At 73.7% G+C, this 21,750-nt stretch carries 23 protein-coding genes; 6 read left to right on the top strand and 17 right to left on the bottom strand.

Translation table 11 applies throughout. The annotated features are described in order from the left end of the window. Window positions 1-42: 42 nt before the first annotated feature. Window positions 43-471 carry a DUF3151 domain-containing protein gene (locus ACGF5G_RS07405; RefSeq protein ID WP_393259802.1) on the bottom strand — a complete coding sequence of 143 codons (429 nt, stop codon included), beginning with the start codon at window positions 469-471 and terminating at the stop codon, window positions 43-45. 364 nt (window positions 472-835) lie between these two features. On the opposite strand from ACGF5G_RS07405, the gene ACGF5G_RS07400 reads away from it, so the two are divergent. After that, window positions 836-2,092, top strand: a complete 1,257-nt coding sequence (locus ACGF5G_RS07400) for an LOG family protein (protein ID WP_393259800.1) — start codon at window positions 836-838, stop codon at window positions 2,090-2,092. A gap of 66 nt (window positions 2,093-2,158) precedes the next feature. Here the strand turns inward: ACGF5G_RS07400 and fbaA are convergent, their stop codons facing one another. Continuing rightward, window positions 2,159-3,184 (bottom strand): class II fructose-bisphosphate aldolase, encoded by a 1,026-nt coding sequence (gene fbaA / locus ACGF5G_RS07395; RefSeq protein ID WP_393259797.1) that lies wholly within the window; start codon window positions 3,182-3,184, stop codon window positions 2,159-2,161. Between the two features lie 152 nt (window positions 3,185-3,336). Continuing rightward, complete coding sequence (locus tag ACGF5G_RS07390; protein ID WP_393259794.1) at window positions 3,337-3,720, bottom strand: phage holin family protein; 384 nt, start codon at window positions 3,718-3,720, stop codon at window positions 3,337-3,339. A 127-nt stretch (window positions 3,721-3,847) separates the two neighbouring features. Between ACGF5G_RS07390 and ACGF5G_RS07385 the strand changes: the two genes are divergently transcribed. Further along, window positions 3,848-4,060: a hypothetical protein gene (locus tag ACGF5G_RS07385; RefSeq protein WP_393259791.1), complete on the top strand. Its 213-nt coding sequence runs from the start codon at window positions 3,848-3,850 to the stop codon at window positions 4,058-4,060. Between the two features lie 4 nt (window positions 4,061-4,064). On the opposite strand, the gene ACGF5G_RS07380 is transcribed toward ACGF5G_RS07385, so the two are convergent. Next, a complete protein-coding gene (locus ACGF5G_RS07380; protein WP_393259788.1) occupies window positions 4,065-5,126 on the bottom strand; it encodes an LCP family protein in 1,062 nt (353 codons plus the stop codon). Next, entirely contained in the window at window positions 5,123-5,608 is a 486-nt protein-coding gene (locus ACGF5G_RS07375; RefSeq protein ID WP_393259785.1) for a SigE family RNA polymerase sigma factor, read from the bottom strand. Before ACGF5G_RS07375 ends, ACGF5G_RS07380 begins: the two co-directional genes overlap by 4 nt. A 179-nt stretch (window positions 5,609-5,787) precedes the next feature. Between ACGF5G_RS07375 and ACGF5G_RS07370 the strand changes: the two genes are divergently transcribed. The 4 genes from ACGF5G_RS07370 (at window position 5,788) to ACGF5G_RS07355 (ending at window position 12,471) form a co-directional block, all read left to right on the top strand. Then, entirely contained in the window at window positions 5,788-7,332 is a 1,545-nt protein-coding gene (locus ACGF5G_RS07370) for an LPXTG cell wall anchor domain-containing protein (protein ID WP_393259783.1), read from the top strand. A 331-nt stretch (window positions 7,333-7,663) separates the two neighbouring features. Continuing rightward, a complete protein-coding gene (locus ACGF5G_RS07365) occupies window positions 7,664-9,097 on the top strand; it encodes a 3' terminal RNA ribose 2'-O-methyltransferase Hen1 (RefSeq protein ID WP_393259780.1) in 1,434 nt (477 codons plus the stop codon). After that, the gene (locus ACGF5G_RS07360; RefSeq protein ID WP_393259778.1) at window positions 9,094-11,619 is read left to right on the top strand and encodes a polynucleotide kinase-phosphatase; all 2,526 of its coding nucleotides are present in this window, start codon (window positions 9,094-9,096) and stop codon (window positions 11,617-11,619) included. The genes ACGF5G_RS07365 and ACGF5G_RS07360 overlap by 4 nt, the downstream gene beginning before the upstream one ends. Before the next feature lie 138 nt (window positions 11,620-11,757). Then, window positions 11,758-12,471, top strand: coding sequence for a DedA family protein (locus tag ACGF5G_RS07355; RefSeq protein WP_393259776.1), 714 nt, complete (start codon window positions 11,758-11,760; stop codon window positions 12,469-12,471). 58 nt (window positions 12,472-12,529) lie between these two features. Here the strand turns inward: ACGF5G_RS07355 and ACGF5G_RS07350 are convergent, their stop codons facing one another. From ACGF5G_RS07350 to ACGF5G_RS07295, 12 genes are all read right to left on the bottom strand, one after another. Further along, on the bottom strand, window positions 12,530-12,907 hold the full coding sequence (locus ACGF5G_RS07350) for a helix-turn-helix transcriptional regulator (protein WP_007073957.1): 378 nt from the start codon (window positions 12,905-12,907) through the stop codon (window positions 12,530-12,532). A gap of 57 nt (window positions 12,908-12,964) precedes the next feature. Beyond that, window positions 12,965-13,504 carry an orotate phosphoribosyltransferase gene (locus ACGF5G_RS07345; protein WP_393259773.1) on the bottom strand — a complete coding sequence of 180 codons (540 nt, stop codon included), beginning with the start codon at window positions 13,502-13,504 and terminating at the stop codon, window positions 12,965-12,967. 168 nt (window positions 13,505-13,672) lie between these two features. After that, complete coding sequence (locus ACGF5G_RS07340; RefSeq protein ID WP_393259771.1) at window positions 13,673-14,482, bottom strand: SDR family NAD(P)-dependent oxidoreductase; 810 nt, start codon at window positions 14,480-14,482, stop codon at window positions 13,673-13,675. Continuing rightward, on the bottom strand, window positions 14,479-15,183 hold the full coding sequence (locus ACGF5G_RS07335; RefSeq protein WP_393259768.1) for a hypothetical protein: 705 nt from the start codon (window positions 15,181-15,183) through the stop codon (window positions 14,479-14,481). Before ACGF5G_RS07335 ends, ACGF5G_RS07340 begins: the two co-directional genes overlap by 4 nt. Before the next feature lie 72 nt (window positions 15,184-15,255). After that, window positions 15,256-16,104, bottom strand: coding sequence for a hypothetical protein (locus ACGF5G_RS07330; protein WP_393259765.1), 849 nt, complete (start codon window positions 16,102-16,104; stop codon window positions 15,256-15,258). Between the two features lie 122 nt (window positions 16,105-16,226). Beyond that, entirely contained in the window at window positions 16,227-17,795 is a 1,569-nt protein-coding gene (locus ACGF5G_RS07325) for a polyamine aminopropyltransferase (RefSeq protein ID WP_393259762.1), read from the bottom strand. Next, window positions 17,792-18,619 carry a hypothetical protein gene (locus ACGF5G_RS07320; RefSeq protein WP_393259759.1) on the bottom strand — a complete coding sequence of 276 codons (828 nt, stop codon included), beginning with the start codon at window positions 18,617-18,619 and terminating at the stop codon, window positions 17,792-17,794. Before ACGF5G_RS07320 ends, ACGF5G_RS07325 begins: the two co-directional genes overlap by 4 nt. Continuing rightward, window positions 18,619-19,041: a DUF350 domain-containing protein gene (locus ACGF5G_RS07315; RefSeq protein ID WP_350685610.1), complete on the bottom strand. Its 423-nt coding sequence runs from the start codon at window positions 19,039-19,041 to the stop codon at window positions 18,619-18,621. The genes ACGF5G_RS07320 and ACGF5G_RS07315 overlap by 1 nt, the downstream gene beginning before the upstream one ends. A 37-nt stretch (window positions 19,042-19,078) precedes the next feature. Beyond that, complete coding sequence (locus ACGF5G_RS07310) at window positions 19,079-19,504, bottom strand: DUF4247 domain-containing protein (protein ID WP_393259756.1); 426 nt, start codon at window positions 19,502-19,504, stop codon at window positions 19,079-19,081. Beyond that, window positions 19,501-20,007, bottom strand: coding sequence for a DUF2617 family protein (locus ACGF5G_RS07305; RefSeq protein ID WP_393259754.1), 507 nt, complete (start codon window positions 20,005-20,007; stop codon window positions 19,501-19,503). Before ACGF5G_RS07305 ends, ACGF5G_RS07310 begins: the two co-directional genes overlap by 4 nt. Further along, complete coding sequence (locus ACGF5G_RS07300) at window positions 20,007-20,630, bottom strand: DUF4178 domain-containing protein (protein WP_363705170.1); 624 nt, start codon at window positions 20,628-20,630, stop codon at window positions 20,007-20,009. The genes ACGF5G_RS07305 and ACGF5G_RS07300 overlap by 1 nt, the downstream gene beginning before the upstream one ends. 105 nt (window positions 20,631-20,735) lie before the next feature. After that, window positions 20,736-21,701, bottom strand: coding sequence for a hypothetical protein (locus tag ACGF5G_RS07295; RefSeq protein WP_393259751.1), 966 nt, complete (start codon window positions 21,699-21,701; stop codon window positions 20,736-20,738). Window positions 21,702-21,750: the final 49 nt, after the last annotated feature.

Raw genomic sequence — 21,750 nt, 5'->3', positions numbered from 1 at the left:
ACGGCCGGCCCGCAGCGTGTCGGGCCGGCCGTCGGAGTGGCGTCAGTTGCTGGCCAGCGCGTCCGCGGCGGCCGGGTCGCAGTCCCGGAGGAACTGGGCGCAGCGGGCCGCCTCGTCGGCCTCGCCGATCTCGTCGGCGGCACGGGACAGCACGTAGAGGCAGCGCAGGAAGCCCTGGTTCGGCTCGTGCGACCACGGCACCGGGCCGTGCCCCTTCCATCCGTTGCGGCGCAGCTGGTCCAGCCCCCGGTGGTAGCCGGTGCGCGCGTAGGCGTACGCCGGGACGACCTGGCCCGCGGCGAGGGCCCGAGCCGCCAGCGCGCCCCAGCCGGCGCTGTAGGTCGGGAAGCGCGCCGCCACCTCGGCGTACGCCTCGTCGCTGCCGGCCTGCTCGGCGGCGGCCAGGGCGGCGTCGGCCTCGTCGTGCGCGGGGAGGAGGGTGGCCGGTGGTTCCGGCAACAGGTTCTGCATCGTCCCATTCAACCCGCTTCGCCCGTGGGTGCGCGAGGGGGTTGGGCGAGCTGGTTGCCTGAACGGCTGAGGAGTTGGTCACGCCTGCGGCCTATGCCACCGGCAGATGTTTTCCACTACAACTATTGGTCCGGAGCCTCCCCAGGACCGGGTTGTGCAGGAGCCCGGTGGCCGCGGCCGCCGGGCTCCTGTCCGTTCCGGGCAGACCCGGCGCGTTCCCCGACGAGCCGGGCGGCCCGGTGCCGCCGACGTCGCCACCGGCACCGCGGCGTCCGCACCCGCCCGGCCGCCGGCCCGGGTCTGCCGACCACCCGGCCACCCCCGCAGGTTTGGCCGGTTGCCGGGGCGGGGCAGGATGGCGAGGGTGCCGACCCCACCGCCCGCGGACGTCATCGAGCCGCACACCTGCACCGACGAGATCGAGACCCGCGCCGAGTTCGACCGGCGACTGGCCACGGGCAGCCTGGTCGGGCTGACCGTGCAGGGGCTGCGGCTCGACCTCGCACCCGTCCCCGACCTCACCGGGATCGAGGTGACCGGCACCCTGTTCGTCGGGTGCCGCTTCGCCTCCCGTGAGGTCGGCGCCGACCTGGTCCGGCGCGGCGCGAACGTCGTGCCGCCGTTCTCCGGGCTGCCCTACCCGACCCAGCCCTCGCACCTCTACACCCCGGACGACCTGGCCGCCGGCTTCGCCGAGGGCGGCTTCGCCGGGATGTACGACACCCGGGTGTACGAGCACTTCCGCGCGCACGGCGGGGCCCTGCCGGAGGTGAAGGAGGCGCTCGGCCAGCGGCTGCACGACCACGGCGTGGACAACGCGCTCGCCGACGCCACCCGCGCCTGGCTGGCCACCCACGGGCCGCAGTCGGTGGTCGGCATCATGGGCGGGCACGCGGTGCCGCGCGGCAGCGCGCCGTACCGGATGGCGGCCGTGCTGGGCTGGGAGCTGGCCCGGGCCGACCGGCTGGTGGTGACCGGCGGCGGGCCCGGGGTGATGGAGGCCGCCAACCTGGGCGCGTTCCTGGCGCTGCGGCCGGTCGAGGACCTGGACGCCGCGATCGACCTGCTCGCCGGGGCGCCGGACTTCACCGACCACGACCGCTACACGGCGGCGGCGCTGCTGGTCCGGGAGCGCTACGGCCAGCCGGTGTCGCCGCCCCGGCCCCGGGCCGCCGACCCCGCCAGCGTCTCCCGCGTCGACTCGGCCATGCTGGCCGGCGGCGACGTGGACTGGGCGCGCGCCGGCGGGCTGGCCATCCCGACCTGGCTCTACGGGCACGAGCCGGCGAACCTGTTCGCCGGCCGGATCGCGAAGTACTTCTCGAACGCCATCCGGGAGGACACCATCCTGCGGCTGGCCCGGGGCGGGATCGTCTTCGCGCCCGGCCGGGCCGGCACCGTGCAGGAGGTGTTCCAGGCGGCCACCAAGACCTACTACGGCACCGACGGGGCCAGCGGCGCGTACGTCTTCCTGGACCGCGCGTACTGGACGCGGGAACTGCCGGTGGAGTCGCTGCTGCGACCGCTGCTGGGCGCCTCGCCGTTCGGCGACCTGTCCGCCACCGTGCACCTCACCGACGACGTCCACGAGGCCGTCCGGGTGCTCACCGCGACGGCCTGACGGGCCGGACACGCCGACGGCCGGCTCCCGGTGGGGAGCCGGCCGCCGGCGGTACGCGTCAGCGCGTCACTTGGCGAGCGTGGTGCCGGTCGAGCGCAGGTGCTCGCAGGCCTCCGTGACGCGGGCGGCCATGCCGGCCTCGGCGGCCTTGCCCCAGACCCGCGGGTCGTACATCTTCTTGTTGCCGACCTCGCCGTCGACCTTGAGCACGCCGTCGTAGTTGCGGAACATGTGGTCCGCGACCGGGCGGGAGAAGGTGTACTGGGTGTCGGTGTCGATGTTCATCTTCACGACGCCGTAGTCGAGCGCCTCGCGGATCTCCGACAGCAGCGAGCCCGAGCCGCCGTGGAAGACCAGGCTGAGCGGCTTCTCCTTGCCGTACTTGGCGCCGACCGCCTCCTGGATCTGGTTGAGGATCTCCGGACGGAGCTTGACGTTGCCCGGCTTGTAGACGCCGTGCACGTTGCCGAAGGTCAGCGCCGCCATGTAGCGGCCCTTCTCGCCCAGGCCGAGCGCATCCACCATGGCCAGGCCGTCCTCGACCGTGGTGTAGAGCTTCTCGTTGATGGCGTTCTCGACGCCGTCCTCCTCGCCGCCGACCACGCCGACCTCGATCTCGAGGACGATCTTGCCCTTGGCGGCCTCGTCGAGGAGCTGCGCGGCGATCTCCAGGTTCTCCGCCACCGGCACGGCCGAGCCGTCCCACATGTGCGACTGGAACAGCGGCTCCTCGCCGCGCTTCACCCGCTCCTGCGAGATGCCCATCAGCGGGCGGACGAACTTGTCCAGCTTCTCCTGCGGGCAGTGGTCGGTGTGCAGGGCGATGTTGACCGGGTACTTCTTGGCCACCTCGTGCGCGTACGCGGCGAACGCCACCGCGCCGGTGACCATGTCCTTGATCGAAGGTCCGGAGAGGTATTCCGCGCCACCGGTCGAGACCTGGATGATGCCGTCGCTCTCCGCGTCGGCGAAGCCCTTGAGCGCCGCGTTCAGGGTCTGCGAGGACGTCACGTTGATCGCGGGGTACGCGTACCGGCCGGCCTTGGCGCGGTCCAGCATCTCCGCGTAGGTCTCGGGGGAAGCGATGGGCATGTCGAACGCTCCTTACTTACCGCTGTCGGCCGTCGCCGGCCGCTGTTGTCCTTGGGTGCGCCGGACCGCGCTGTCCACCGTCGGAAGTATCCCGTAGAAGAGGGGCGCCGGCACAACCGACCCGGTACGCGCCCGAAGGCCGGTCGCGACGCTCACCGCTCCCCCCACCTGTCGGGCACGACGACGCTGATCAGCCAGGTGGCCACGGCCATCACGATGGCGCCCCAGAACGCGGCCCAGAAGCCGTCTACCTGGAACGGCAGGTCCAGCGCCCGGGCGATCCGGTCGGTCAGCAGGAACAGCAGGGCGTTGACCACCAGCGCGAACAGGCCGAGGGTGAGCAGGTAGAAGACGCAGCCGAACACCTTGATCAGTGGCTTGAGCACCGCGTTGACCACGCCGAAGATCAACGCCACGACGACGAGCGTGAGCGCGTCGTCGGCGCCGGAGCGGCCGGTCACCTCGACGCCGGGCACGATCAGCGTGGTGATCCACAGCGCGACCGCGGTGATCGCCAGCCTGATCAGGAAGCCCACGGCATCATCCTGGCACCGGGGGCGGCGACCGGTGGGGCGATTCGGTCGACTCGGCTTCCGAGCGGCGGGCGGGCGCAGCCCGTACGGTGTGTGGGGTAACCGTCCGCCGAGATCCCGGGAGGGACCGATGGGTCAGCCCGACGAGGACTTCGCCCCCAGCGACCACCTCAGCCCCGAGGAGCGCGACATGGAGGCGGAACCGGCCGACGCGGTCGAGCAGGCCGCCGCGGTCGACCCCGGCGAGGCCGACGTGGAGCCGCACCGCGGCCTGGAGATCAACGACTGGGACGCCATGGAGCAGGCCCGGGTGGTCGCCCCCGACGAGGAGGACTACCGCTGATCCGTCAGCGGGTGCGGTTGACCTGACCCGGATTCCGCGCCGCCCACTGCGCCAGCCGGTCCTCCCGCAACGCGGCAAGGAACGCCGGAGCCTCCTTCGGATCCGGTGGCAGCCGCCAGCCGAGGCCCTCCGGCGGCCCGACCGGGAGACTGAGCCCGACCGGGTCGACGGACTTCAGCTCCGGAAGCACCTTCAGCAGGTCCACCAGTGGCGAACCGGTGCCGCCCACGACCAGGTCCGCGCCGACGGTGTCGACCAGGGCGAAGAGCCTGACCGGACTGGTCAGCACCCCCTGCTCGCCGGCCCGACGGATCAGCCCGGCGGCGAAAAGCTGCGCGTGCCGGTCCCGGTCGAGCCCGCCCTCGGGCAGCCCCCGCCGCTGCCGCAGCAGGTCGACCGAGGCGGCGCCGTCGAGCCGCTGGCAGCCGGTCGGGAAGACCCGCTTCGTGTGGATGGAGCGCACCTCGCGCGGCAGGCAGACCTCCACGCCGCCGACCTCGTCGGTGAGCCGACGCAACACCGGGTAGGTGAGCACCGCGCCGGCGTCCACGCGTACGCCCGTCAGGTCGGTGACCACCCGGCGGGTCAGCTCGTAGCCGCGCCCCAGGTCGGGCCGGCCGTCGCCGGCACCGTGCCGGAAGGCGGCGTTGAGCTTGTCGGTCCCGTGACCGGGAATCGGCACCGCCAGGTCGCGAGGCAGCGAGATGAGGTACGGCCGGCTACGGTCCGCCGGAATGTGCACCAGCAGGACGGAGTCCGCCAGCCGGGCGGGCTCCTTCGCCGAGCCGTCCACGCCGAGCAGCAGGATGTTCAGCGCGCCCGCCGGTGCCGAGGCGGTGGGCTCGGCGAACAGGGTGGCGTCCTCGGCGACCCGGTCGGGCGTGAACGGTGGTAGCCCGATCCCCAGCACGCCGAGCAGGGCCAGCGCGGCACCGCCGGCCCGCAGCCGCAGCCGGCGACGGCGACGGGCAGCCGCGAGCCGGTCGATCGTGGACCGCAGCGGACCGACGGGCGGGGTCAGGGCCTCGTGCCGGGCAAAGGCGGCACGCAGGTCGTCCTCGATCATGAGCAGGCCTCCATGTGTTCCGCCCGCAGCGTGGCCAGGGCGCGCGAGATGGACGAGCGGACGGTCCCGACGGCGCAGCCGAGGATGTCGGCGATCTCCGCGTCGGGCAGGTCCTCGTAGTAGCGCAGCACCAGGGTGGCCCGCTGCCGGCGCGGCAGCCCGGACAGCCAGGACCAGACCTGGTCCCGGTCCACGGTGTGCTGGGCGTGGTCGGCCGGCACCGGCACCGCGTCGTCGGGCTCGGCGCGCAGCAGCACCCGGCGCATCCAGGAGCCCCGCCGCCAGTCGACGTACTGGTTGGTCAGCATCCGGCGGACGTAGCGCTCGGGCGAGTCGGCACGGGCCACCCGACGCCAGTTGAGCTGGACCCGGACCATGGTGTCCTGCACCAGGTCCTGCGCCTGGTGCGGGTCGCCGGTCAGCATGACCGCGTACCGCAGCAGCGCGGCCAGCCGCGAGTCGGCGAACTCCTCGTACGTCACTGCACCTCCCGGGCTCCTGCCCCAGATGACGGGTCCGGGCGGGCGGAACGTTGCGGCGATCCTGGTCAGCCGTTCGGTCGATGTTTGCCCCTCCGAGGCGGACCAGGGCAGCGGCGCGCCTTAAGGCTTCCTTAAGATCCGCTGGCCACTCCTGGCATTCCCACGGGAGGACCCCCCACATGCTCAAGCACTCCACCCGGCGCTGGCTGGCCGGGCTGGGCGTCGCAGGCGCGCTCGTCGCCGCCTCCGCCAGCCCCGCCGTCGCCGAAGAGCCCGGCGACGAGCTCCTCCTCTACGCCAACAACGCGCTGGTCGCGCCGGGCGGCGAGGCCAAGTCCGTCACCCTGTACGCGTTTGCCGAGACGCTGCCCGAGAAGCTGACCCTCACCATCGACCGCGGCGACGTCGACGGCTTCGCCACGGTCGTCCTCGGCGACCGGGTGTCGGGCTGCAAGGAGGCCGGCGCGGTCATCACCTGCGCCCTCGACGGCACCGAGATCACCGACTACCTGGTCAACCTGGCCGTCACCGCCAAGGATTCCGCCGCACCCGGCGACAAGGGCGAGCTCGTCCTGAGCGTGGCGGCCAAGGGCATCCCCACCGCCACCGCGCGATCCACCATCGAGGTCGGCGAGGGCGTCGACCTGAAGACGGAGCGCTCCCTGGAGTTCGCCGGCGACCCCGGCGCCACGGTCAAGGCGCCGCTCACGGTGGCCAACATCGGCGACCGACCCGCGCGCGGCACGGTGCTGCTCCTCGCCATGACCCCTGGTCTCACCCCGGCGCGGCGGCACTCGAACTGCTCCTACCTCTCGGAGTTCGGCAGCAACCTCGCCCAGTGCCACTTCGGCGAGGAGATTCCGCCGGGAGCCGCTCTCCAGCTCGACGACTCGTCCGCCCTGACGATCGCCTCCGACGCCTGGGCGCCGGGCCGGCAGTACGGCCAGGCGATCTGGTTCGCCAAGGGCGACTGGGAGGAGTTCATCGGCGACTTCTCCGGCGCGGACTGGGAGAAGGGCAGCGGAAGCGCGATGACGCTGGTGCCGGCACCGGCGTCGCGGGCCCGCGCGGTGAAGCAGACCGACAAGGACACGACGAACAACGTCGCCTGGATCGACGCCACCGTCACCGGTGACCAGCGGGCCGACGTCGCCGCCACCGGTGCCGAGGTCACCGGCGCAGCCGGCGGGACGGTCATCGCCAAGGTCGGCTTCGTCAACAACGGGCCCGCGGCGATCAACTCGTACAGCCCGGGCGAGCTCCTGACCGGCGCCCTGGTCACCGTTCCCGCCGGCGCCACCGTGGTGGACGCGCCCGAACAGTGCTCGCCGGGCACCGCCGAGGAGCCGACTGGCTGGTACGGCGAGCCGGGCGGCCGGGTCTACTTCTGCGAGTGGTTCGAGCTGCGCCGCAAGGGCGAGGCGGCCGTCTTCGAGTTCGGTCTGCGGATCGACAAGGTGGGCGGCGCGCCGGGTTCGGTGCGGCTGCTGCACTTCGGCCCGGGCGAGCCGGGGAAGGTCGTCGACCTGAACCCGAAGAACGACACCGCCGCGCTGGTCGTCAAGGGCGCGACCGGCGGCGAGGGCGGCGGCGGTGACGACCCCGAGCTGCCGATCACCGGCGACTCGGCCGGCTTGGTCGCCGGCATCGGCGGCCTGCTGCTCGTCGCCGGCGGCGGAGGCTACCTGGTGGCCAAGCGCCGCCGGACCCGCTTCGTCGCCTGATCCACCCGCACCACCGGTGCCCCGTCGACCCCCGGTCGGCGGGGCACCGCCGTCTCCACAACCCCTTATTCCCCCCACCCGACCCCCGGCCCCGCCCCGGCAACCGCTCCCCTCGCCGATCCCGACCCGGCGGCACGCGCCCCCACCGTGAGCAGAGCGCACCCGCACGCCTCCGGACGGCGCCGGACCACCACGGGTTTCCGGGGGAGCCCCACCCGCGCAGGGATCAAGCCTGACCGCCCGGAGCGGGTGGGGCTCCCCCGGAAACCCACCCCGAGACAAGAGCAAAAACGGGACGACGCAAGATCGAAGACACTGACACCATGGGCGCGTGCTGCTCACCCTGACCACCACCCACCGCCCGGCGACCGACCTCGGTCACCTGCTGGTCAAGCACCCCGACCGCGCGCACACCTTCGACGTGCCGGTCGGCACCGTGCACGTGTTCTACCCGGAGGCGGGCGAGCAGCGCTGCACCGCCGCCCTGCTGCTGGACGTGGACCCGCTGCGGCTGGCCGGCGCGCGGGGCAAGGGTCGCGGCCGGCAGCAGGCAACGCCCCCGGAGGGCTTCACCCTCGGGCGGTACGTCAACGACCGGCCGTACGCCGCGTCCAGCCTGCTCTCCTCGGCGCTGTCCAAGGTGTACCGTTCCGCGCTGCGCGGCGAGTCCCGGGAGCGCCCCGAACTGGCCCGTACGCCGATCCCGCTGGAGGTGCGGGTGCCGGTGCTGCGCTGCCGGGGCGGCGCGGACGTGGCGGCCCGGATGTTCGGCCCGCTCGGCTGGGCGGTGACCGCGACCCCGATCCCGCTCGACGAGCGGCACCCGGAGTGGGGCGACAGCCGGTACGTCGACCTGACCCTGACCGGGACGCTGCGCGTCGCCGACGCGCTCAACCACCTCTACGTCCTGCTGCCGGTCCTGGACGACGCCAAGCACTACTGGGTGGCGCCCGACGAGGTGGACAAGCTACTCCGGGCCGGCGAGGGCTGGCTGGCCGACCACCCGGAGCGGGGCATGATCACCCGCCGCTACCTGGCGCACCGGCGGGCGCTGGCCGGGCTGGCCCTCGCCCGCCTCGCCGAGCAGCGGTTGACCGACGAGCCGGCCGCCGCCGAGCCCGACACGGTGGACGAGCCCACCCTCCGCCAGCCGACGCTGGCGGCGCGACGGCGGGAGGCCGTCCTCGCGGCGCTGGTCGAGTCCGGCGCGAGCCGGGTGCTGGACCTGGGCTGCGGCGGGGGCGCCCTGCTCGCCGCGCTGGTCGGCGACCGCCGGTTCACCGAGATCGTCGGCACCGACGTGTCCCCGCACGCGCTGACCCTGGCCGCCCGGCGGCTGCGGCTGGACCGCCTGCCGGAGCGGCAGCGGGACCGGGTCCGGCTCTGGCAGTCCGCGCTGACCTACCGGGACGACCGGCTGCGCGGCTACGACGCGGCGGTGCTGATGGAGGTGATCGAGCACGTCGACCCGCCCCGGCTGCCGGCGCTGGAGGACGCCGTCCTCGGCCACGCCCGTCCCGCCACCGTCGTGGTGACCACGCCCAACGTCGAGTACAACGTCCGCTACGAGGGCCTGCCCGCCGGGCGGTTCCGGCACGCCGACCACCGGTTCGAGTGGACCCGCGCGGAGTTCGCGGCGTGGGTCGACCGGGTGGCCGCGACCTACGGCTACTCGGCCGCGATCGGCGGGGTCGGCGACGACGATCCCGAGGTCGGCGCCCCCACCCAGCTCGCCGTGCTCACCCGCCAGGAGAACAGCCGATGACCACCCTCGACATCCCCGAGCTGGCCCTGGTCGCGCTGGTCGGCGTCTCCGGTTCCGGCAAGTCGACCTTCGCCCGCCGGCACTTCGCGCCCAGCCAGGTGCTCTCCTCCGACGCGTTCCGGGCGATGGTCGCCGACGACGAGAACGACCAGTCGGCCTCCGCCGACGCGTTCGACGCGCTGCACCACGTCGCCGCCACGCGGCTGCGGCGGGGCCGGCTCACCGTGGTCGACGCGACCAACCTCCAGCCGCACGCCCGGGCCGCCCTGGTGCGGGTGGCCCGCGAGCACGACGTGCTGCCGGTGGCCGTCGTGCTGGACGTGCCCGAGGCACTGGCCTGGGAGCGCACCGAGGGCCGCGCCGACCGCACCTTCGGCCGGCAGGTGCTCGCCCGGATGCAGCGTGACCTGCGCCGGTCGTACGGGCAACTGGCCCGGGAGGGCTTCCGGAAGGTGCACGTGCTGCGCGGCGTGGACGAGATCGACGCCGCCGAGATCCGCTACGAGAAGCTGTTCAACGACCGGCGGGAGCTGACCGGGCCGTTCGACGTCGTCGGTGACGTGCACGGCTGCCGCGCCGAGCTGGAGGCGCTACTCACCCGGCTCGGCTGGGAACTGCGCCGCGACGAGCACGGCCGGCCGGTCGACGCGACCCACCCGGCGGGGCGTACCGCCGTCTTCGTCGGTGACCTGGTGGACCGCGGCCCGGACTCCCCCGGCGTGCTCCGCCTGGTCATGGGCATGGTCGCCGCCGGACACGCGATCTGCGTGCCCGGCAACCACGAGCAGAAGCTGCTGCGCCGGCTGCGCGGCCGGGACGTGCGGCTCACCCACGGTCTGGCCGAGACGATGGCCCAGCTGGCGGCGGAGCCGGACAGCTTCGTGGCCGAGGTGGCGGCCTTCGTCGACGGCCTGGTCAGCCACTACGTGCTGGACGGCGGCCGGCTGGTGGTCGCGCACGCCGGGCTGAAGGAGGCGTACCAGGGCCGCGCGTCGGGCCGGGTGCGGGCGTTCGCGCTGTTCGGCGAGACCACCGGCGAGACCGACGAGTACGGGCTGCCGGTGCGCTACCCGTGGGCGCGGGAGTACCGGGGCTCGGCGATGGTGGTCTACGGGCACACGCCCACCCCGGAGCCGGAGTGGGTGAACAACACCATCTGCATCGACACCGGCTGCGTCTTCGGCGGCCGACTCACCGCGCTGCGCTACCCGGAGAAGGAGCTGCTCTCGGTGCCGGCGGAGCGGGAGTGGTACGCCCCGGCCCGCCCGCTGACCGCCGCCCCGGCCCGACCCGACCAGGTGCTAGAGCTGACCGACGTGGCCGGCCGGCGGCACATCGAGCACGCGTACGGGTCGCTGACCGTGCCGGCGGAGAACGCCGCGGCGGCGCTGGAGGTGATGAGCCGGTTCGCGGTCGACCCGCGTTGGCTGGCCTGGCTGCCGCCGACGATGGCGCCCTGCTCGACGGCCACGGTGGGCGGCTTCCTGGAGCACCCGGCGCAGGCGTTCGCCGACTACCGCGCGGCGGGCGTGGACCGGGTGGTCTGCGAGGAGAAGCACATGGGCTCGCGGGCGGTGGTGCTGGTCTGCCGGGAGCCCGACGGCGGGCCGTTCGGCCCGGGCGGCGGGGTGGTGCACACGCGTACCGGCCGGCCGTTCTTCGGCGAGCCGCTCGACACCGGGCTGCTCGACCGGGTGCGCGGGGCGGTCGGTGGGGCGGGGCTCTGGGCCGAGCTGGAGACCGACTGGCTGCTGCTGGACTGCGAGCTGCTGCCCTGGTCGGCGAAGGCGGGCGGGCTGATCCGCGAGCAGTACGCCGGGGTCGGCGCCGCCGGCCGGGCCGCGCTGCCCGCGGCGCTGGCCGCGCTGGAGGCCGCCGCCGGTCGGGGCCTGCCCGTGGGCGACCTGCGCGACCGGATGGCCCGCCGACGCGACGAGATCGTGGCCTACTCGGACGCCTACCGGGCGTACGTGGGGCCGACCGACGGGCTGCGCGGGGTGACCCTGGCCCCGTTCGCGGTGCTCGCCGGCGCCAAGGCCAGCTACGCCGACCGGGACCACGGCTGGCACCTCGGGCTGGCCGACCGGCTCTGCGCGGCCGACCCGGAGTTCTTCACGCCGACCCGTCGACAGGTGGTCGACCTGGCCGATCCCGCCGCCGAGGCGGCAGCCACGGACTGGTGGCTGGAGCTGACCGCCGCCGGCGGCGAGGGCATGGTGGTCAAGCCGTACGCCGGTCCGGCCGCCCGCTCCGAGCGGGGCTCGCTGCTCCAGCCGGGACTCAAGTGCCGGGGCCGGGAGTACCTGCGGATCATCTACGGCCCCGGGTACGACGAGCCGGAGCAGCTCGCCGCGCTGCGCCGCCGGTCGCTGGGGCGCAAGCGGGGGCTGGCGCTGCGCGAGCACGGGCTGGGGCTGGCGGCGCTGGACGCGCTGGTCGCCGGTGCGCCGCTGTGGCGCCGGCACGAGCTGGTCTTCGCGATCCTGGCCTGCGAGTCCGAGCCGGTCGACCCCCGGCTGTAGGCGCGGTCCCCGCCGTCCCGGCCCCGGCCGGGACGGCGGGCGGGCGGACGTGGGTGTGACGTCGAGCACCGGCACGCCGGGGAGCCACCTAGACTACGGACGTTCCGTCCCCGACCGGCATCCATCGGAGGTCACCTCGTGCCGACGCCCACCACCACCCTGGCCCTGGGGCCGAGCTGGCTCGATCCAGAGGTGTTGATCTCGACGTTCGGGCTGATCGGCATCCTGGTCATCGTCTTCGCCGAGTCCGGCCTGCTGATCGGGTTCTTCCTGCCGGGCGACTCGCTGCTGTTCACGGCGGGTCTGCTCACCGCCGACGGGAAGTACATCACCTACCCGCTGTGGCTGGTCTGCCTGCTGATCACCCTCGCGGCGATCGCCGGCGACCAGGTCGGGTACGCGTTCGGCCGCAAGGTCGGCCCGGCGCTGTTCCGCCGGCCGAACTCGAAGCTGTTCAAGCAGGAGAACGTGCTGAAGGCGCACGACTTCTTCGAGAAGTACGGCGCGCGTTCCATCGTGCTGGCCCGCTTCGTGCCGATCGTGCGGACGTTCACGCCGATCGTGGCCGGGGTCAGCCGGATGAACTACCGCACCTTCGTCATCTACAACGTGATCGGCGGCGTCCTATGGGGCACGGGAGTGACCGTGCTCGGCTATTTCCTGGGCCAGATCCCGTTCGTCAAGACGAACATCGAGATGATCCTTATCGCCATCGTGGCGCTCTCGGTCGTCCCGATCGCCGTCGAGCTGCTGCGGGCGAGGATGGCCGCCAGGCGTGGTACCACCGCGCAGGAGCGGGCCGCCGCCGAGGAGGCGATCCGGGAGACCCGCGAGCACTACGGCAAGCACTGACCGGCGGGCCGTCCGGTGCCGTCCCCGGTGGGGGATGGCACCGGACGATCGCTACAGGTCAGCGAGCCTTCTTGGTGGCGCGCTTGCGCGGCGGGGTCAGCAGATCCGCGATCGTGGCGATCGCGGTCGGCACCAGCCGGTAGTAGGCCCAGACACCGCGCTTCTCCCGCTCCAGCAAGCCGGCCTCGGTGAGGATGCGCAGGTGGTGACTGACCGTCGGCTGCGAGAGGCCGAGCGGCGCGGTCAGGTCGCACACGCACGCCTCGCCCTCGGGCGCCGACTGGATCAGGCTGAGCAGCCGCAGTCGAGCGGGGTCGGCGAGGGCCTTGAGGACCCCGGCGAGACGCTCGGCATCGGCACGTTCGATCGGCTCGCCGGCAAGCGGCGAGATCTGAGGCATGGTCATTTCAGCCAACGCAGTTCCCACGTATTCCATCCTTCCACCAGCAGCATCGATCCGCCTGCATATCAGCAGATCCGAATCGGCAGACTTTTACGCCACAAGGCCGAGGTCAGCCAACGTATAGGCCGCCCGATAAGGCAGTCCGGCAGCTCTCACCGCGTCGCCGGCGCCTCGATCAACAATAACCGCCACACCCACGATCTCGGCCCCGACCTCACGAAGGGCCTCGACCGCGGTCAACACACTCCCCCCGGTGGTGGACGTGTCCTCCACCGCCAGCACCCGCCGGCCGGCCACGTCCGGTCCCTCGATCCGGCGCTGGAGCCCGTGCGCCTTGCCCGCCTTGCGGACCACGAACGCGTCCAGCGGATGATCAGTCGCGGATGCGGCGTGCAGCATGGACATCGCCACCGGATCGGCGCCCAGGGTCAGGCCGCCCACCGCGTCGTAGCCCCAGTCGGCGGTCAGCTCGCGCATCACCCGGCCCACCAACGGGGCGGCCTGGTGATGGAGCGTGACGCGACGCAGATCGACGTACCAGTCCGCCTCGCGCCCGGAGGAGAGCACCACCCGGCCGTGGACCACCGCCAGGTCGGTAATGAATTTACGCAGGTCGTCGTGGTCCCCCATGGGGGTAGAGGGTACTGCGCAAGTCTGGGAGCCGCGTGGCGGGTCCACCCGGATCAGCCGTGGGAGCGACCGATGGATGGCGATGGCCGGCTACGCTGAGCGACCGTTCAGCCGGTGGGGCGGGCGATCGACGCCGGCCGGCGGCGCGGCGCGGCCCCGCTGCGGCGGTCAGCCGCCGTCGCGGCCGATGCGGCCCCGGGTGTCGCGGGCCACCGCCTCCAGCAGCCGCCGGGGCGCGTGCCGCAGACCGGCGACGGCCAGCTTGTACTTCCACGCGGGGACGCTGACCAGCTTGCCTTTGCGCAGGTCACGCAGTGCCTCGTCGACCACGTCGTCGGCCCGCAGCCACATCCACTCCGGGGTCTTCGACATGTTGATGCCGGCCCGCTCGTGGAACTCCGTCCGCGTGTAGCCGGGGCAGAGCGCCATCACGCGGACGCCGAACGGCCGCGCGGACTGGCCGACGGACTCACTGAAGTTGGTGACCCACGCCTTGCTGGCCGAGTAGGTCGAGCCCGGCATGACCGCCCCGAAACCCGCCACGGAAGAGACATTTATCACTGCCCCGTGACGCCGCTCCGTCATCGGACGCAGGGCCGCGAGGGTCAGCCGCATCACCGCGTGCACGTTGAGCCGCAGCAGCCGCGCCTCGTCCTCGGCGGACGACCGCAGGAACGGGGTGTTCAGGCTGATGCCGGCGTTGTTGACCAGCAACTCGACCGGCGACCCCTCCGCCAGCCGCCGCTCCACGGCCGCGCAACCGTCGTCGGTGGACAGGTCGGCCGGGATCGTCTCGACCTCCCGGCCGTGCCGCGCGGTGAGCTCGGCCGCCGTGTCGGCCAGCCGGGTGGCATCCCGCGCCACGAGCACCAGGTGCCAGCCGTCCGACGCCAGCCGGCGGGCGAAGGCGGCGCCGATGCCGGCGGTCGCGCCGGTGATCAGGGCCCGCCGCCCGGTGGTCGGCTGGTCGAGCGTCACGGGCGATCCTCACTCGGCGGGTACGAGGGCGCGGGCGGTTGGTGCCACTGGTGCTGGGCGGGCGGCGGTGCGGGCTGCTGCGGGTCGGCGGGCGGGGCGGGCTGCGTCAGGGGCTGCTGCGAGGCGGGCGGTGCTGGTCGGCGGCGGAACCAGGCGTTCGCCGCCGGCAGGGCCAGCAGCGTTGCTACCACAAGGTAACCGAGCACCTGGCCGACGGAAAGCCCTGCGCCCAACGGAATCCACCAGGAGGGGTGGGAGTCGTCGACGAGGCCCAGCAACTCCCCTGTCGCCCGGTCGTCCTCGCCGAGTCGCAGCGGGGCGGCGCGCTCGCCGACCAGCACCGCCAGCGCGCAGCAGCCGAGGATCAGGCCCAGGCCGGACACCACCCAGGTCGCGGTGCGCGCGCCGGAGCGGCCGGCCCGCAGGCCGAGGGCCAGACCGGCGAGGAGCAGCCCCGCCACCGTGCTCACCACCACGGTGAGCACGGTGGACACGCGCAGCAGGGTGACGATGCGGTCGACCTGGTCGGGGCCCGCCGAGGTGCTCCCGGCCGCGTCGCGGAACCGGTCCACGGTGCCCCCGAGGGTCGCCGCGCCGGCGACGGCGTACGCCAGGGCGGCGACCGCCATCAGCACCAGCGCCGCCACGGCCAGCGTGACCACGCCCGGGCGACGGGCCGGTGCCCGATCGGGGTACGACACGACGAGTCCCTCCGGTAGGCGTCGGGATGCAACCTACTCGGAGGGACCGTCGGCGTCGCTGTTATCGGCCGGTCAACTCACCGGCGGCGGCGTCGGACCGGGGCGGTCCGAGCCGGGCTGCTCGCCACCCGGGGTCGCCCCCGGCTGCCCCTGGTGCCCGCCGTACGGAGAGGACGGTGGCTGGCCGCCCGGAGCCGGGTAGCCGGGCTGGCCCGGTGCCGGCGGCTGGCCGGGTGCCTGCGGGTAGCCCGGCGTCTGCGGATAGCCCGGCGTCTGCGGGTAGCCGGGCTCGCCGGACGTCTGCGGGTGGCCCGGGTAGGCCGCACCCGGGACCGGCGGCTCCCACGCCTGCTTCGGCTTGCGGAAGAACTCGTTGGCCTTCGGCAGCGCCAGCAGGATCAGCGCGGCGAGCAGCGAGAGCAGCCCGATCACGGCGACCAGCGTGGAGACCGGGTTGACCCAGCCGGGCAGCGCCTCCTCCAGCCGGCGCTGGACCTCCTCCGGGCTCGGCCCGTTGCCGGTCGTCTGGCCGGTCCCGCCGAAGCCGCCGCCGGCCGAGCCGCTGACCAGGCCGCCGCCCGTGCAGCAGACCATGATGCCGCCGATGATCCAGGTGGTGATCCGCGCCCCGTTGCTGCCCCGGTTGTTGAACACGCCCAGCACGGCGAGCGCCACCGCGAGCAGGAGCAGGAGGATGGAGGCACCGATGGTGGCGAACATGGTGATGTCCGCCACGTTCTGCGCGCCGTTGACCGCGGTGCCCCGGTAGGCCTCGTCGAGCACCCTGCGGACGGTGCCGACGGTGGACAGCGCGATGATGACGCCGATGAGCTGGGTGAGCGCGAACAGCCACAGCAGATACGTGGAAATGGTCACCACACCCGGCCGGGTACGGGCCGGCGTGTTGTGGGAATCGACCATGATTCTCCCTCCCTAAGATCGCGGTCACACCGTATCGAGATCGGGCCAGTCGGGCACGGCACGCGGACACCGACCCGCCGTACGGCATCGACATACCCGCACACAGCGGGCCGCGACACGCACTAGTAGCCGCGCCACTCCGCCCGCGCGTACTCCAGCACCCGGGGCTGGAGCAGGGTGGAGGCCGGCACGTCCACGCGGCGGCGGTCGGCGGGGAAGGCCCCGGCGGCGGAGAGCGTCGCCGCGTCGAGGAAGCGCAGCGCCGGCGCGTCCGGCGGCAGGGCCAGGGCGGGCGCGGTCGCGCCGGGGGCGGCGAGCAGGAAGCCCCAGTCGCCGAAGGACGGCACGTCCACGTGGTACGGCGTGGTGGCGAAGCCGGCCTCGCGCAGCGACGCCTCGATCGACCAGTACGACCGGGGCGCGAAGTACGGCGAGCCGGACTGCACGACCAGCCGGCCGCCCTCGGCGAGCACCGCGCGCACCAGCGCGTAGAACTCGACCGTGTAGAGCTTGGCGGTGGCCGTCTCGTCCGGGTCGGGCAGGTCGGCCACCACCGCGTCGAACCGGTCCGTGGCGGTACGCAGCCACGAGAACGCGTCGGCGTGCACCACCCGGACCCGGGGGTCGTCGAACGCCCCGCCGTTGAGCCGGCGCAGCTGCGGCTCGCTGCGGGCCAACGCCACCACCGCCGGGTCCAGGTCCACCACGGTGATCCGCCGGACGTCCGGATAGCGCAGCAGCTCGCGTACGGCGAGGCCGTCGCCGGCGCCGAGCACCAGCACCTCGCCGCGCGGGCCGTTCAGCACCGGGTGCACCAGCGCCTCGTGGTAGCGGTACTCGTCGACGGAGCTGAACTGGAGGTCTCCGTTGAGGAAGAGCCGCAGGTCGGTGCCGGCCCGCCCGGTCTCGGCGACCGAGCGGGTGAGCACGATCTCCTGGTAGCGGCTGCGCTCGGCGTGCACCACCGGGTCCCGGTAGAGCTGCTGGCGGGCGGTCAGCTCGAAGTCGTGCGCGGTCACCCACGCGTACCCGAGGCTGAGGAAGACCACGGCGGCGCCGGCGCCGAGCGCGACGCGGGCCCGGCGGCTCAGCTCGCGCCGGAAGACCGTGCAGACCAGCGCGAGCCCGGCCACGGCGTTCACCGCGCCGACCACCAGCGCGCCCTTGAGCTGCCCGAAGACCGGCAGCAGCAGGAACGGGAAGGCCAGCCCGCCGAGCAGCGCACCGACGTAGTCGGCGGCGAACAGGTCCGCCACCGCGCTGCCGGCGGACTGCTCCCGGATGCGTTGCAGCAGCACCATCAGCAACGGGATCTCCGCGCCGATCAGCAGGCCCAGCACGAACGCGGTGCCGACCAGCGCCGGGCCGTAGAGGTCCAGCCACGCGAAGGCCGCGTAGAGGCCGAGGACGGAGAGACCGCCGAGCAGGGCCAGGGCCAGCTCGATCGCGGCGAACGCGGCGGCGGCGCGCGGCTGCAACGGCTTGGCGGCGAGCGCGCCGACGCCCATCGCGAACACCATCACGCCCAGCACGATCGACGCCTGCCCGACCGTGTCCCCGATCAGGTAGCTGCCCAGGGCGACCAGGGCCAGCTCGTAGACCAGGCCGCAGGCGGCGCAGACGAAGACCGCGACGAGCACCGCCGCGCGGGACAGCCGCCACCGCGCGGGCGCCGGCGCGTCGACGGTCACCGACCCTCCGGCGTACGCCGTGCGTCCCGCTTGGCGGACTGCCGGGGAGCCGTGGGCGTCCGCCCGTCGGCCGTGCCCTTCTCGGCCTCCTCGCGGAGCTGGCGGCGGCGCTGCCACAGGCCGATGGCGACCAGCAGCCCGGTGAGCAGCAGCAGGCCGAGCGCAGCCAGCAGGTAGCCCCAGCGGTCCCGCCACAGGTCGTTGCCGGCGTCCGACAGCGGCGCGGGGGTGGCCGCGTCGGCAGCCGGGGTGGCGGCCGGCTCCACCAGTCCCGCCTCGACGGCGAGCAGGGGCAGCGTCACGGCGGCCCGGGTGATCGCCCAACCCGGATCGTCGACGAAGACGTCCTCGGTCAGGCCGAACCGGGTCAGCCCGTCCTCGATGCGGAACAGCTGGCTGGTGGAGATGTCGGCGGAGCCCGTCACGTCGATCCGCGCGGAGTCGTTGCTCTCGCTGCTCTCCGAGGTGTAGGCGACCCGGGCGTCCACCTGCACCCATCGGGGGCAGGCCGGGTTCTCCTCGACCGCGACCCCGTCGCCGAGGTTGGACCCGACGCTCAGCGGGTCGCCGTAGCTGAAGTAGTCCTGGAGCACCCAGCCGTAGCAGATGCCCTGGCTGTCGGCGGAGCGTTGGAGGATCGGCACGGTGTCACCGCGTTCCTGCGCGGTCGGCGACGGCACGTCGTCGTCTCCCGAACCGCTGTTGACCATCCCGGCCACCACGCAACCGAGGACGATCATGCCGCTGACCAGCCAGACGACCGCCGCCGCTTTCGGCGACGACTTCTTCGCGGCCGGCGCGGCGGGTGTCTTCGCGCCGGCCATCAGCTGATGGCGGCGGCGATGATCGCGCCGGTGGCCAGGTGGACGACGGCGGAGACCCAGACCGCCGGGTGCGGCTGCGGGTCGACCAGGATCTCCCCGAGCCTGCCCGGCGTGGCCACGTCGAGCAGCAGGAACGCCGCCGCCATGATGACCAGGCCGAGGATGCCGTACGCCGCCGCGCCGACGATGCCGAGCACGAAGTCGTCGGCGCTGGCGGCGATGGCCGCCACCACGATGATGCCGACGCCCGCCAGGTTGGAGGCGAGCAGCAGCGCGGCGTTGCGGTTGCGCTCGACCCAGATCAGCTCGTGGAGCTTTCCGGGGGTGGCCACGTCGACCAGGGCGTAGCCGACGGCCATCAGGACGACACCGACCACGCCGTAGGCGAGCGTGACCAGCAGATCGGTGACCAGCGTCTGCAAGGGGACTCCAGGGGTTTCGTCGGGGTGAGGGGATGAGCTACTTGCCGGAGCCCGGGCCGCCGCCGCGCACGGTGCTGCCCCGGCCCCAGCCCCAGTGGTTGCCCACGGTGGAGTGGTAGCGCGGGTACGCCGTGCCCATGCGCTCCAACAGGATCACCGAGCCGGCGGCGATCGGCAGGATCACCACCGAGTCGTCGTCGTAGCGCAGGTAGACACCGCTGCCGTCGACGTACTGGTCGGCCGGCCGCCACGCGTCGGTGACCTCCTTCGCCACCTGGCTGGGCGACCGGTTCGAGGTGTAGGCGACCGCGTCCCGGCCGATGTCCCGGCTCACCGCCCGGGTGTACCTGTCCTCGACGAAGCCGCGGGGCGAGAAGTTGCCGTAGAAGATGGCGAAGGCGGCGACCAGCGCGCCGATGACGGCGAACGCCACCCCCACCACGAACCAGCGTCGGTACGTCATCGCAGTGCCACCACCGTCTCGGTCAGGACCAGCTCGTTGGTCTGGGGATACGCGTGCCAGGTGCGCCAGCCGAGTGCGCCGTCCGGCGGGTCGGGGCGCACCGACAGCGCGGTCACCGCGTCGACGTCGCCGGGGAAGACCCCCACCAGCGCGTACGGGTCGTCGGCCAGGTCGGCGCGCAGGGCGGCCACCCGGTCGCTCAGCCCGGTGCCGGCGGGCCGCAGCACGGTCGCGGTGAAGCGGTAGCCGTTCGCCTCGTCCTGCACCGCTTGCGGCAGCTCGGGCGGGCGGCCGGGCAGGCAGGCGACCGTCTCGGTCAGCGTGGTGCCTCCAGCGCGCAGGACGACCTGGTGCGAGGCGCCGAGCAGGCGCAGCCGCAGCCGGACGCCGCCGGGCAGGTCGAGGTCGAGCACGTGCAGCGCCGGCAACTCGTCGTCGCCGAGGGCCAGGCTGAGGTCGGCGGCGCTGGTGTCGACGTACGGGGCGTCGAGGGTGACGAGCATCAGTCCACCTCGGCCTGCGGGTAGATCATCACGTCGGCGCGGTGCAGCACCTCGCCCAGCGCCACCTCCCAGCCCGCCTCGCCGTACGCCTCGAAGGAGAGCCGGGCCCCGCCGGGCGCCTGGTAGTCGTGGTACCGCATGGTGCCGGTCGGGTCGAGGCCGGTGGTGCCCGTAGCGGTGTAGCGGGCCTGGCCGGACTCGTCCCAGTTGTAGCGACGGCCGGCGAAGTCGATCGTCGGGGCGCCCGGGGTGACGGTGGCGCCCGGCTCGGCGGCCCAGAGCACCAGTTCCAGCTCCGGGTCCTCCTCCACGGAGAGCCAACGGCGCACGCCCGCGGCGTCGTCGAGCAGGTGCTCGGCCCAGCTCCAGCCGCCCTCGACCAGGCGGATCGAGCCGCGGACGGCGTACGACGTCCCCCGGATCTCGACGATGTCGCCGGGCTTCAGGCGGCGGGGGTCGCCGCGCAGTGCGTCGGCGTCCCGGTCCCGCAGCGGATCGCCCGGGTCCTTGGGGCGCTGGGGCCGGGACCGACCCCGGCGCAGGGCCACCACGGCGACCACCACTCCGGCCACCCCCACCAGACAGCCCGCCGCCGTCAGCAGGTACGCCACCGACCCGTCCACCGACCACCTCCCCAGGTACGTCGGCGGAGACGGTAACAACCCCGCGCACCTGGGGAAACCTGCCGTCGTTCGGGTGAGGGGCCGATTACGCGACGTGCTGGCGGCTCAGTCGTCCGCCGTCCCCGATCCGGCGTCGCCCGGCCGGGGCGGGGCCTCGTGTGCCGCCGGATCGGGACAGATCAGGTGACCGGGCGGGGCGGCCTGGTGACCGCCGGAGCCGGCCGGCGGGACGTGGGCGCCGGGCCCGGCCGGCGGGGCGTAGCCACCGGGACCCGCCAGTGGGGCGTAGGCACCGGGCCAGGCCGGCGGAACGTGTCCGCCGGCCCAGGCCGCCGGGGCATGGGCGCCGGGCCCGGCCGGCGGGACGTAGGCGACGGGAATCACGGCGTACCCGGCCGGCGGTAGTGGCGCGGCGGGGGACGCGGCCCGGGGCACGAACCACCGGTGGGCGGGCGGCAGCGCCAGCAACAGCACCACCGCGAGGGTGAGCAGCAGCACGGTCAGCACCCCGAGGCCGGCCAGCGGGAACAGCACCGCATCGAAGGGGTCGGACTGCGAGTAGAGGGTCTCGACGAACTTCGACTCCGCCCAGAAGTCGGCCTCCGGGTCGACCGGCCCCTCGACGGGATACTCCTCCTCCGCGTACGGCTCGTCGATGCCGAGGCCGAGGCCGAAGAGCAGGGGGAACACGAGCACGCCGGCGAAGCTCTGGCCGCAGCAGACGACCAGTTGGACGCCGCCGGCCACGAAGACCAGGATCCGGGCGACGTTGCCGCCGCGCCGCACCGGCAGCGCCGTGGCAGCCAGCCAGAGCGCGAGCAGCAGGGCGGGCAGGCCGAGCACCACCGCCCCGACGACGTTGCTCCAGCGCTCGCCGCTCACCTCGTCGGGATCGGCGTCCGGGACCGCCCGCACCGCGCGGTCGATCTGGCCGTCCCACTGGACGGCCTGGGTGACCACCAGGGCCACCAGCCCGAGGAGGACGAGCACGGTCACGAGCTGCAACCAGAAGGCGATGGTGACGGTGGCGGGACGGGGCGGGCGTACCGGCGCGTCGGCGGGCGGCGTCATGGGACGGAAGCTACGGACCGCCGGCGCCGGCCGGCAGGGCCGATCGGGC

The organism is Micromonospora sp. NPDC047730 (assembly GCF_043204765.1).
Taxonomy (GTDB): Bacteria; Actinomycetota; Actinomycetes; order Mycobacteriales; family Micromonosporaceae; genus Micromonospora.
Note: the sequence above shows the minus strand (reverse complement) of the source record. Positions and strands in the feature narration are given on the sequence as shown.